The 11,833-nt window shown below is 67.5% G+C and carries 11 protein-coding genes and 1 tRNA gene; 8 read left to right on the plus strand and 4 right to left on the minus strand.

Translation table 11 applies throughout. The features are described from left to right. The 3 genes from B3587_RS11650 to B3587_RS11660 all read left to right on the plus strand — a co-directional run. Window positions 1–755 (plus strand): ABC transporter ATP-binding protein (locus B3587_RS11650; RefSeq protein ID WP_292728817.1); only part of this gene is annotated, 755 nt, incomplete at its 5' end. Next, on the plus strand, window positions 731–2,299 hold the full coding sequence (locus tag B3587_RS11655; RefSeq protein WP_228177135.1) for a hypothetical protein: 1,569 nt from the start codon (window positions 731–733) through the stop codon (window positions 2,297–2,299). The genes B3587_RS11650 and B3587_RS11655, both read left to right, overlap by 25 nt. 86 nt (window positions 2,300–2,385) lie before the next feature. Further along, the gene (locus B3587_RS11660; protein ID WP_228177136.1) at window positions 2,386–2,652 is read left to right on the plus strand and encodes a DUF3039 domain-containing protein; all 267 of its coding nucleotides are present in this window, start codon (window positions 2,386–2,388) and stop codon (window positions 2,650–2,652) included. A gap of 18 nt (window positions 2,653–2,670) precedes the next feature. Here the strand turns inward: B3587_RS11660 and B3587_RS11665 are convergent, their stop codons facing one another. Next, window positions 2,671–3,999 (minus strand): nicotinate phosphoribosyltransferase, encoded by a 1,329-nt coding sequence (locus B3587_RS11665; RefSeq protein ID WP_228177137.1) that lies wholly within the window; start codon window positions 3,997–3,999, stop codon window positions 2,671–2,673. 92 nt (window positions 4,000–4,091) lie between these two features. On the opposite strand from B3587_RS11665, the gene murI reads away from it, so the two are divergent. The 4 genes from murI to B3587_RS11685 all read left to right on the plus strand — a co-directional run bounded on the left by murI (window position 4,092) and on the right by B3587_RS11685 (window position 7,335). Beyond that, the gene (gene murI, locus B3587_RS11670) at window positions 4,092–4,910 is read left to right on the plus strand and encodes a glutamate racemase (RefSeq protein WP_228177138.1); all 819 of its coding nucleotides are present in this window, start codon (window positions 4,092–4,094) and stop codon (window positions 4,908–4,910) included. Window positions 4,911–4,970: 60 nt separating this feature from the next. After that, window positions 4,971–5,711, plus strand: a complete 741-nt coding sequence (rph, locus tag B3587_RS11675) for a ribonuclease PH (protein WP_292728822.1) — start codon at window positions 4,971–4,973, stop codon at window positions 5,709–5,711. Between the two features lie 4 nt (window positions 5,712–5,715). Further along, the gene (locus B3587_RS11680; protein WP_292728833.1) at window positions 5,716–6,333 is read left to right on the plus strand and encodes a non-canonical purine NTP pyrophosphatase; all 618 of its coding nucleotides are present in this window, start codon (window positions 5,716–5,718) and stop codon (window positions 6,331–6,333) included. A gap of 87 nt (window positions 6,334–6,420) precedes the next feature. Beyond that, window positions 6,421–7,335, plus strand: a complete 915-nt coding sequence (locus B3587_RS11685) for a cation diffusion facilitator family transporter (protein ID WP_292728824.1) — start codon at window positions 6,421–6,423, stop codon at window positions 7,333–7,335. Here the strand turns inward: B3587_RS11685 and B3587_RS11690 are convergent. Continuing rightward, a complete protein-coding gene (locus tag B3587_RS11690; protein ID WP_292728827.1) occupies window positions 7,332–9,770 on the minus strand; it encodes an ATP-dependent DNA ligase in 2,439 nt (812 codons plus the stop codon). The genes B3587_RS11685 and B3587_RS11690 overlap by 4 nt on opposite strands. A gap of 76 nt (window positions 9,771–9,846) precedes the next feature. Between B3587_RS11690 and B3587_RS11695 the strand changes: the two genes are divergently transcribed. Then, the gene (locus tag B3587_RS11695) at window positions 9,847–10,671 is read left to right on the plus strand and encodes a Ku protein (protein WP_292728829.1); all 825 of its coding nucleotides are present in this window, start codon (window positions 9,847–9,849) and stop codon (window positions 10,669–10,671) included. Window positions 10,672–10,685: 14 nt separating this feature from the next. On the opposite strand, the gene B3587_RS11700 is transcribed toward B3587_RS11695, so the two are convergent. Further along, window positions 10,686–11,432 carry a DedA family protein gene (locus tag B3587_RS11700; protein WP_228177189.1) on the minus strand — a complete coding sequence of 249 codons (747 nt, stop codon included), beginning with the start codon at window positions 11,430–11,432 and terminating at the stop codon, window positions 10,686–10,688. 49 nt (window positions 11,433–11,481) lie between these two features. Beyond that, a tRNA-Leu gene (locus B3587_RS11705) sits at window positions 11,482–11,563 on the minus strand. Window positions 11,564–11,833: the final 270 nt, after the last annotated feature.

The raw sequence follows: 11,833 nt of genomic DNA on the forward strand, positions 1-11,833 counted from the left end.
CGGCGCTGGTGCTGCGCGGCATCCGGAAGTCATTCGGAGATCTGCAGGCGCTGGACGGGATCAGCCTCGAGGTCCCCGTCGGCAGCTTCTATGGGATCGTGGGGCCCAACGGGGCGGGGAAAACGACGACCCTGTCGATCATCGCGGGCCTGCTCCGCGCCGATTCGGGCGACATCACGATCGCGGGCGTGGATGCCGCGGCCAAGCCCGTCGCAGCCAAGCGCCTCATGGGTGTGCTTCCTGACCGGTTCCGCACCTTCGACCGGCTGACCGGCCGCCAGCTGCTCTACTACTACGGCGCACTGCGGGGCCTCCCGCCGGCCGAGGTCGAGCGGCGCACCATCGACCTTGCCCGCGCGTTCGATCTGACAGAGTCGCTCGGCCGGGTCGTGTCGGATTACTCGGCGGGCATGTCCAAGAAGATCATGCTCGCCGGTGCTCTCATCCACTCGCCCCGCGTCCTGGTGCTCGACGAACCGTTCGAAGCCGTCGATCCGGTCTCGAGCGCGGCGATTCTCGACATCTTGCAGGCGTACGTCGCGCACGGCGGGACAGTGATCCTCTCCAGCCACGGGATGGAGCTCGTCGAGCGGGTGTGCTCGCGCGTCGCCGTGATCGTCGCCGGTTCCCTGGTGGCAGAGGGCACGATCGACGAGGTGCGTGGCGAGGTCAGCTTGGAAGAGCGGTTCGTCGAACTCGTCGGCGGGGCGGGCGAGCTGGAGGGCCTCGAGTGGTTGCACACGTTCTCCGACTGAGGATCGCGCTGCTGCTGGGTGCTTTCCGGGGAGATCCGCAGAAGGTCACGCGAGGAATCGTCGGTGCGCTGCTGTTGCTGGCGGCGACGGTTGCCGCCTGCTGGTCGCTGCTGCGCGTACAAGAGTCCTCGACCGCAGCTGTCGGGGCCATCACCATCTTCTGCGGTGCGACCCTCACGCTCGCCTTCGCCGTGGCGCCCATCGTTTCCGCGGTGACCGATCCGCTCGATCCGCGTCGATTCCGTGTCTTCGCCCTGGCTCCCGAGCCTCTCGCGGGAGCGCTCGCGCTCGCGGGGCTGTTCAGCGTCCCCGTCCTGGGCCTGGCCGCCCTCGCGGTGTGTGCGGCTGTTGTCTGGGTCGCCGCCGGAGCCACCGTCGGTGCGGCGATCATCGCCGTTGTGATTGGGGTGGCGACGTGCGTACTGTTTGCCCGCGTCGCGCTCGGGGTTGCCGGCATCATCTTCGGTGATCGCCGCTCGCGAGAACTTTCCGGCCTTCTTCTGGTCGCGGTACTGGTCATCGTCGTCCCGGTGGGCGTCTTCCTGGCGTCCCTCGATTGGCGCGGCACCGTTCCTGGCCCGTTGCAGCAGGTCGTCGACATCCTGAGCTTCACTCCCATCGGCGCTGCGTGGGCGTTCCCACTGTTGTTCACGCGGGGCGACGCATCCGGCGTTCTCGCCCTGATCATCGCTCTGGCAACCGTTGTCGCGCTGGGGTTTGCGTGGCTCGCGCTGGTGCGTCACTTCCTCTCGAGCATCGAAAAGCCCCTGACCACGCGCGAGCGGGGCGGACTCGGTTGGTTCAGCGTCGTCCCGGGGACCCCCGGGGGAGCCGTCGCAGCTCGGAGCCTGGTGTATTGGCTGCGCGACAGGCGCTACCTCGTGAACACACTCGTGATCCCCGTCGCAGCGGTGGCCACTGTCGTGCCGCTCCTGATCGCGGGGGTCCCCGCGAACGTCGCGGCGCTCGTGCCGATCCTGTTCGTCGCGCTCTTCTTCGGCTGGTTGCCCCACAACGATCTCGCGTACGACTCGACGGCGATCTGGATGCATGTAGCGAGCGGCCTGCGGGGCTTGCCCGACCGCGTCGGGCGCCTCGTTCCGATCCTGGTCATCGCCATCCCCGTGCTGGCCATCGGCATCCCGATTTCTGTCGCCCTCCATGGGCGATGGGCGATCGCGCCGGCGATCGTCGGCGTGTGCGCGTCGCTGTTCTTCTCGGGGCTCGGCCTGTCGAGTATCGCCTCGGCGGCGTCGCCTTACCCCGTCACACCTCCGGGCGAGAGCCCGTTCCAGCAGCCGCAGCGCACCGGGTCGAGTGGAGCTGTGCCCCAAGCCCTCGTGATGATCGGCGCGCTCGCCGTGTCAGCACCGAGCCTGTGGTGGACCTGGCTCGCGCTCACGCGCACGATCGAGGCGGCCTCGCTTGCCCTGTGGGTGGGGGTTGCTACCGGTCTTGTCGTGCTCGTGTTGGGCGTCGCCATCGGGGCAGCGGTCTTCACCCGACGAACCGGGCGGATCATGGAGTTCGCCGAGGCATCCTGACGGCCCACCTGAAACGGCTGTTCCTGCGGCATTCGAGCCGCGAGAACCCGAGCCGCGGCCGGATGCCCGGACTACACTGACTGTCCATGAGCACTCCGCTGGACAGCCCCGACCAGGGCGGACTTGCGACCCTCGATCGCGAGCTCGAAGAGCTCCTTCGCGAAGAGACCGTCGAACCCGGGGACCACGAGCGGTTCTCGCACTACGTCAAGAAGGACAAGATCCTCGAGTCGGCTCTGACCGGCAAGCCGGTCAAGGCGCTCTGCGGCAAAAAGTGGACCCCCGGGCGCGACCCCGAGAAGTTTCCGGTGTGCCCGACGTGCAAAGAGATCTACGAGCGGATGAAGAACTGAGCCCACCCGCTCACGTAGTCAGCCCGTCTGGTAGGCGGTCTCGAGGGCGGGCTCCGAGCGGCTGAGCGCGAGAGCCGTCAGAGGGAGTTCGGCCCGTACGCGTGCGTGGTGTTCACGGGCGGCGCTGACTCCGCCGGGTCCCTCGGCTGCTGCATCGATCTCGCCGTGGGCGACGAGCGGAACCTGCAGGGCGCGGGCGTTCGACGGCGGCGTCGGCGTTTCGGTGTGCTCGAAGCCTTCGGTGACGACGATGAGTTCCTCGCGGGCGATTCCGTGCTCGAGGATTCGGAAAGCCGTCTTCCGCCCGCCCAGCGACGCCTTGGCGGTCGAGGTCTTCGCCACCGGGATCCACGCACCGGCGGCATCCTGGCGTGCCACGAGCTTGTAGACCAGGCCCGCCGTCGGCGAGCCCGAACCGGTGGCCAGCGCCGTACCGACGCCGTACGCGTCCACCGGGGATGCCGCCAGCGCGGCGATCGCAAACTCGTCAAGGTCGCTTGTGACGGTGATGCGCGTGTCGTGAGCACCCAGGGAATCGAGTTGCCGCCGGACCTGCGCCGCGACGATCGGGAGGTCCCCCGAATCGATCCGCACCCCGCCCAGCCCCGTTCCGGCGACCCTGATCGCTGTGTCCACGCCCGTCTCGATGTCGTACGTATCGATGAGAAGTGTGGTCTGGTCGCCGAGGGCCCGCAGTTGCGCCGCGAACGCGTCGGCTTCGGTGTCGTGGAGCAGCGTCCAGCTGTGCGCTGCAGTACCCATGGTCGGGATGCCCCACCGGCGCCCGGCCTCCAGATTGCTCGTCGCGCCGAATCCCGCAATGAATGCCGCCCGCGCGGCAGCGACGGCCGACCATTCGCCGGTGCGCCGTGAGCCCATCTCGGCGAGGGGCCGGTCACCGGCGGCGATGCTCATGCGTGCCGCCGCGGCAGCTACCGCGGAGTCGTAGTTCAGGACGCTCAGGGCAAGGGTCTCCAGAATGACCGCCTCAGCAAAGGTGCCCTCGATCGTCAGCAACGGCGACCCCGGGAAGTACAGCTCGCCCTCCCGGTACCCGTGAATCGACCCCGTGAAGCGGTACTCCTCGAGAAAGCGCAGGGTCTGGGCATCCACGACCCGCTCGTCGCGCAGGAAACGCAGCTCGTCGTCGCCGAACCGGAAGTCGCGCAACAGGCTCAGCAGCCGCCCAGTGCCCGCCACGACGCCGAACCGGCGGCCGCCGGGCAGGCGTCGCGCGAAGACGTCGAACACGCAGCGGCGCGAGGCGGTGCCGTCGTGGAGGGCCGCATCGAGCATCGTCAGTTCGTACCGGTCGGTGAGCAGTGCCGTGCTGACGGATGCTGTCATGCGCGTCAGCCTAGTGAAGCGGCCGCCGCGGCATCCATCCCACTCCGCCGCCCGGCGGCTGGGAGACGAGCGCTGGCGTAGGCTGGTGCACCGTGAACAACGCGCCGATCGGGATCTTCGACTCCGGTGTCGGCGGGCTCACCGTGGCACGGGCCATCTCCGATCAGCTGCCTCGCGAGTCGCTGCTATACATCGGTGACACTGCCCATTCGCCCTACGGACCCAAGCCCATCGCCGATGTGCGTCGGTACTCGCTCGAGGTGCTCGACACCCTCGTCGCGCAGGGCGTGAAGATGCTCGTGATCGCCTGCAACACCGCGTCCGCCGCGGTACTGCGCGATGCGCGCGAACGCTACGACGTCCCCGTCGTCGAGGTGATCGGGCCTGCCGTCCGGACGGCGATGTCGACGACCCGGTCGGGGCGGATCGGGGTCATCGGCACCAGCGGCACGATCGGCTCGCGCGCGTACCAAGACATGCTCGAGGTAAATGACCGCCTCACGGTGTTCGCGCAGGCGTGTCCGCGCTTCGTCGAGTTCGTCGAGGCTGGCGAAACCGACACGCCCGAGGTGCTGGCCGTCGCCGAGGAATACCTTGCGCCGCTGCGGCACTCCGGCGTCGACACGCTCGTGCTCGGTTGCACTCACTACCCGTTCCTGAAGGGTGCCATCAGCTATGTGATGGGACCGGATGTCTCACTCGTCTCCAGCGACACCGAGACGGCTAATGACGTGTACCGGCAGCTCGTGAGTCGGGATCTGTTGGCGGCAACGGATGCTGCTGCAACCCACACGTACGAAGCAACCGGTGATTCGGCTGACGAGTTCGTGCGCCTTGCCCACCGGCTCATGGGCCGCGAGGTGCGAGACGTGCGCCTCGTGCAGACCGGAGCCATCGACCTGCGGCCCTGACCTGCCGCACTGACCGCCGCTTCGCCCGACGCGGAGCACCGACCCGGAAAGAGAACCCGCATGAGCGAGATCACCCGCGCTGACGGTCGCACCATCGACCAGTTGCGTCCTGTCACGATCGAACGAGGCTGGTCCACCCAGGCAGAGGGATCAGCGCTGATCAGCTTCGGCGGAACCCGCGTGCTGTGCACGGCATCCTTCACCAACGGTGTGCCGCGCTGGCTCACCGGCAAGGGCAAGGGCTGGGTTACCGCCGAGTACGCGATGCTGCCTCGGGCCACCAACGATCGCAACGACCGCGAAAGCGTCAAGGGCAAGATCGGTGGCCGCACACACGAGATCTCTCGCCTGATCGGCCGGGCGCTGCGGGCAGTGGTCGATACGAAGGCGCTCGGTGAGAACACGATCGTGATCGACTGCGACGTGCTGCAGGCCGACGGAGGAACCCGAACCGCCGCCATCACGGGGGCCTACGTGGCGCTCGCCGATGCCATCGAATGGGGGCGGCGCAAGAAGTTCATCGGTCAGAAATCGCAGGTGCTGCTCGACTCGGTGGCTGCCGTCTCGGTCGGCATCATCGACGGTGAGCCGATGCTCGACCTGGCCTACGTCGAGGACGTCCGCGCCGAGACCGACATGAACGTCGTGGTGACGGGGCGCGGGTTGTTCGTCGAGGTGCAGGGCACTGCCGAGGGTGCGCCCTTCGACAAGCGGGAGCTCGATGCGCTTCTCGAGCTGGGGCTGTCAGGCTGCGCGACCCTGCGTGACATTCAGACCGACACCCTCGCTTCGGGTGAGTGACCGGATGCCGCAGCAGATCGTCCTGGCAACCCACAATCCCCACAAGGTCGCCGAGTTCGGCCGGATCGTCGCGGCGACCCGCCCCGACCTGCACGTCATCGGCTACGACGGACCCGAGCCCGTCGAGGATGGCGTCAACTTCGCCGAGAACGCCCTGATCAAGGCGCGGGCAGCTGCCCGCCACACCGGGCTTGCAGCGCTCGCCGATGACTCCGGCATTGCCGTCAGCGTGATGGGCGGCGCGCCGGGGATTTTCTCGGCGTACTGGGCGGGCCACAAGAAGGATGCCGTCGCGAACATGCGTCTGCTGCTGGATCAGCTCTCCGACATCGCGGACCCGCACCGGAAGGCATCCTTCGTGTCGACCATCGCGCTGGTCGTCCCCGAACCGGGGTCGACCGCCTTCGCCATGGAGCATGTGGTGGAGGGGCGCTGGCACGGGCGCCTTGCCACCGAACCGCGCGGCGACGGCGGGTTCGGTTACGACCCGATCTTCATCCCCGACGGCCAGGAAGCGGGCGCGGAGCGCACGGTAGGCCAGTGGAGCCCCGAGGAGAAGACCGCAGCGTCGCACCGCGCCCAAGCGTTCATCGCCCTCGCGCCGCTGTTGTCGGCGCTCTGACACACGTCCCGGAAGCGAGAATCAGACTCGTTCCCGATTGGGCGCAGAGCGCCGCCGCGGGCTTCTCTCGCCCCTACGCTGGGTGCCGTGCATGATCACGCTCCCGGCATCCGTGGCGCGAGCAACCGTCGCCTCCTGACTGCCTCGCTCACGATCACCTCCGTCGTTCTGGTCGTCCAGGTTGTCGGTGCGTTCCTGAGCGGCTCGCTCGCTTTGCTGGCCGATTCCGTCCACATGCTCACGGACACCGCGGCCCTCGTGATCGCGCTCATCGCGAGCATCGTCGCGGCTCGGCCGGCTACCGACCGGCAGACCTACGGCTACCAACGGGCCGAGGTTTTCGGCGCCTTGATCAACGCCGTCCTGCTGATCGGCCTGTCAGCGTGGATCGTCGTCGAGGCGATCCAGCGCCTGCTCGACCCGGGTGAGGCCGAGGTGCGCGGCGGCATCATGCTGATCGTCGCGATCGTCGGACTTCTTGCCAACGCCGCGGCGATGTGGCTGCTTTCTGCCGCGCAACGTACGAGCATCAATGTCCGCGGCGCCTACCTCGAGGTCCTCGGCGATCTGCTGGGTTCGGCGCTGGTCATCGTCGCAGCGATCGTCGTGCTGCTGACGGGGTGGCAGGCAGCGGATGCCGTTGCGTCGCTGCTGATCGCGGCTCTCATCGTGCCGCGCGCAGTCGGGTTGCTCCGCGAAGTGTTCCACGTCCTGTCGGAGTCGGCGCCGAAAGGAACGCACGTTGCCGACATTCGGGAACACATCCTCTCGACAGATGACGTCGTGGCCGTGCATGACATCCACGTGTGGCAGCTCACCCGCGGAGCTCCCGTCTTCACCGCTCACGTCGTCATCGATCCCCATGCCATCGCCGCTGGACGCTCGGGCGAAATCCTCTCGCGCCTGCAGACATGCCTTGCCTCACACTTCGACGTCGAGCACTCAACCTTCCAGCTCGAGCCCGCCGGCCACGTCGATTCGGGCGACGCCACTCACGCCTAGGACGTGCCCTCCCGGACGACGGTGTCGGGGGAGCGGTCGGGCCGCAGCCCGCGCCAGCGAGCGTGACGCAAGATGCCGCCGGGCGTGAACTCGGCGAACTCGACCTCGCCGACCAGCTCCGGCTTCACCCAGATCGCATCGCGCGCGTCGGCCGCCGGTACGTCGGCGAAAGGGTTCTCGTCAATTCCGAGAGGGGCGAGCAGGCGCGCCAGAGTCGCAAGCGCGGCATCCGTGAAGCCTGTTCCTACGCGCCCCGCATACTGCAGACCGCTTTCACCCGGGATGCCCACCAGAAGCGATCCGATGGCACCGGACCTGCCCCCCTGCCCGGGACGGATGCCGCCGATGACGACATCCTGGGTGCGGGTGAGCTTGATCTTGAGCCAGTCGGGCGAGCGCTCGCCGGGCCGGTAGCGCGAGCCGGGGTTCTTGACGACGACGCCCTCGAGGTCTGCCCCGCGCGCGGCGTCGAGCGTCGCATCCAGATCGTCGAACACCGGTGGGACCGTGACGCGCTCGCCCGCGCCGTCGGCAAGACGCTCCAGCAGGGCGCGTCGATCGCGCAACGACAGCGCCGTGGCATCCTGCCCGTCGATCTGGAGCAGGTCGAACAGGTAGTACTTCACCGGCGTGCGCGCGGCCTCGCGCACGATCTCGGCAGAATTCGCGAGGTTCATTCGCTTCTGCAGCAGCGCAAAGCTCGGCCTACCGTTCTCGTCCAGAGCGACGATTTCGCCGTCGACCACGCACGGCGCCTCGCCCAGCGCGGCATCGTGCAGGTCCGGATAGGTCGCCGTCATGTCGTTGCCGCTGCGGGCGCGGAGCGTGAGGGTGGTCCCGTCCCAGATCCCGACTGCGCGGATGCCGTCCCATTTCATCTCCACCCAGGGCTCCCCGCCCCAGCGGCTGATTGCGCCGGCGGCAAGCCCCGGCGTCGACATGGTGGCCAGCATCGGGGCGGTGCCCGCGGCGTTGCCGGCGTCTTCTCGCGCCGGACGCGCCTGAGCGCGGGACCGGCCAGTGGATCCGACCGAGCGCCGCGAACCTGCCTGACCGGCGGCTGCATCCTTCATCCGGTGGAGGAGCCACTGCGACTTCTCGCCGTCGCCCGCGGTGCGGATGAGCGCGAACCGCACGTCATCCATCGCCCCACCCGGGGCGCCGTGGGCGCGGAAGATGACCTCGTCGGCGCGCCATTTCTCGGTCTCATACGTGCCCGTGTCCCACACCGTCATGGTTCCGGCGCCGTACTCGCCCTGGGGGATCGTGCCGTGAAAAGTCAGGTATTCGATCGGGTGATCCTCGGTCATCACCGCGAGGTTGTTGCGGTCGGGTGTCTCGGGGATCCCGCGCGGGACCGCCCAACTGACCAACACTCCGTCCCGCTCCAGACGCAGGTCGAAGTGCAGCCGCGAGGCGTGATGTTCCTGCACGACGAAGCGTGGCGGATCACCGTCGCCGCGGGCGGCCGGCCGGGATCCGGCATCCGGAACCGGCTCCGGCGTTCTCGCAGCATCGCGCTTCTCGCGGTAGCGGTCCAAGGCGGCCGGCGTCGAGGTGCCGAAGAAGGGTGCGATCCCCGCGGCTGCGCGCTCGAGAACCTCCGAGAACAGCAGGTGGCGCAGTTGCGGATCTTCCAGTTCGTCCCAGGTTCGGGGAGCCGCGACGGTCGGATGCTCACGTCCTCGCAGCGAGTACGGGCTGATCGTGGTCTTCTTGCCGTTGTTCTGACTCCAGTCCAAGAAGACTTTTCCCGCACGCACCGCCTTGGACATCGAACTCACGACGAGATCCGGATGATCAGCCTCGAGCGCCCGCGCCAACTCCCGCGCCAGGTTCGAGGCGGCTTCGCTCGTGAGCGTCCCGGGAAGCGGCGCATAGAGATGGATCCCCTTGCTGCCGCTGGTGACAGGGATGCTCTCGAGCGACATCCCGCGCAGGATCTCTCGCACGAGCCGCGCAACCTCGGCGCACTCGGCCAGCCCGATACCGGGTCCCGGATCGAGGTCCAGGACCAGCCGATCCGGGCTCGCAGGGGAGCCGTCCGGCCCAAAACGCCATTGTGGAACGTGGAGTTCGAGGCTCGCAACCTGCCCGAGCCACACGAGCGCCGCCTGCGAATCGATGAGCGGGTAGGTCTTCGTGCCCGAGGAGTGCTCGATCGGCATCCGGGGGAGCCACTCGGGCGCGCCGCGCTCGAGGTCTTTCGTGAAGAACGACATGCCCGGATGCTCCGCATCGCCCACACCGTCGGGCCAGCGCTTTCTGGTTACGGGTCGTCCCGCGAGAAGCGGCAGGATCGCGGGGGCGATGCGGCTGTAGTAATCGATGACCTCGCCCTTGGTCGTACCGGTTGCCGGATACAGCACCTTGTCGAGATTGGTCAGGCGCAGCCGGTGCCCCTGCACCTGCACAGTCTGCTCCCGACCCGCCATGGGCCCAGGCTAGCCCGCGGTGCCTGAGACGGGTCGGATGCTGGCACCGGGCGCCGCGAACGTGTGTACTGGTGTGATGAGGTCCATCTGGAAAGGCGCGTTGACATTCGGACTGGTCAACGTCCCGGTGAAGGTCTATGCCGCGACCGAGGACCACGATGTGTCGCTGCATCAGGTCCATGCCGCCGACGGGGGCCGCATCCGCTATCAGCGCGTGTGCGAACTCGACGGCGAAGTCGTGCCGTACAGCGAGATCGACCGGGCCTACGACGACGGCGAGAAGACCGTCATCCTCACGAAAGAGGATTTCGCGGCGCTTCCTTCCGAGCGCAGCCGCGAGATCGAGGTCGTCGAGTTCGTGCCGACCGAGCAGGTGGATGTCTTGACGCTCGACAAGGCGTACTACCTCGAACCCGACTCCAAGTCGCCGAAAGCGTATGTGCTGTTGCGCAAGACGCTGGAGCAGACGGATCGCACCGCGATCGTGCGGTTCTCGTTGCGTCAGAAGACGCGCCTGGCGGCGCTGCGGGTGCGCGGCGATGTCCTCGTGCTGCAGACACTGTTGTGGGCAGACGAGGTGCGGGAGGCTGCCTTCCCGTCGCTCAGCGAGTCAGTGAAGATCTCCGAGAAGGAACTCGAGCTGTCGGCATCCCTCGTCGAGAGCTTCTCGGGCGACTTCGACCCCGCCGACTTCGTCGACGAATACCAGCACGAGTTGCGGACCCTCATCGACGCCAAGCTCGAGAAGGGCGACGCGATCGACACTGCCGAAACGTTCGGCGAGCAGCCGGAGGAGCAGGGCGGCGAGGTCATCGACCTCATGGAGGCGCTGCGCGCAAGCGTCGAGCGCTCACGCGCCGCCCGCGAGAGTGGCTCGGGCAAGCAGAAGAAGTCCGGCTGAGCGGAGACCGAGCCTTACTGGGAGTCCTCGGGGCGGTTGTCGAACACCTCGGGCTCCAGAGCCAGTTCGCGCGCTTCGGCGGCATCCGTCTCGAGCTTCTCGCCTGACGCGGCTTCTTTGCGAGACTTCCACTTCTCGCTGAAGTAGTGGTACGCCACCACCAGGGCGGTACCACCGACGGCGACCAGCAAGATGATGTCGATGTATTCCGTGACGAGGTCACGCACCCACGGGATGTACGCGATGAGGTAGCCCACCATGGTGAGTCCGAAGCCCCACAGCAGCGCGCCGATGAGGTTGTAGAGCGTGTATCTGCGCCACGGCATGTGTCCTACCCCTGCGGCGACGGGAGCGAAGGTGCGCACGATCGGGACGAAACGGGCGAGGATGACGGTGATTCCGCCGAAGCGTTCGAAGAACGCGTTGGTTCGCTCGACGTTGCGCTTACTGAAGATCCCGGATTCCTTGCGTTCGAACACTGCGGGACCGCCCTTGTGTCCGATGTAGTAGCCGACCTCGCCCCCGATGAATGCGGCGAGCGCGATCAGCGAACACACGACCCAGATGTTGACGCCGAACACGTCGTTGGTGTGGGTCAGCAGTCCCGAGATGATGAGCAGAGTGTCGCCGGGGAAGAGGAACCCGACGAGCAGCCCCGTTTCGGCGAAGATGATCAGGCACACCACTAGTAGCGCCCACGGGCCCGCCGCGGAAATGATCGTCTCGGGGTCGAGCCAGGGGATGAGAGCCAGTGGGTGCACGTGCGTTCCGTCGGTGTCGGCGGTCAAGGGCGCGGCAGGATGCCTCGCGTGCGGAAGGTGGGACTTGAACCCACACGCCCGAAGGCACAGGAACCTAAATCCTGCGTGTCTGCCAATTTCACCACTCCCGCGGGTGCGATCAGTCTACTGACGCAGGTTTGGCGATCTCGACGCACGATTCCGGTGCGGAGCTTCCGCGCCGAGGCTGTCGCGTGGCCCGGCGACCTCCTGCACTTGCGCCGACCGTTCCAGCGCGACAGGGTGTGCAGTGATACTGCACCGTGAGGTATGGAGTGGCGAAAGGGGAAGATCGTGACGACCGAGCAGGTCCAGAGGTGGCTGGATGACTACCGGAAGGCGTGGGAGACGCGAGACGCGGATGCCGCGGCTGCGCTGTTCAC

The sequence above is a fragment of the Microbacterium sp. UBA837 genome (genome assembly GCF_002296025.1).
Taxonomy (GTDB): domain Bacteria; phylum Actinomycetota; class Actinomycetes; order Actinomycetales; family Microbacteriaceae; genus Microbacterium.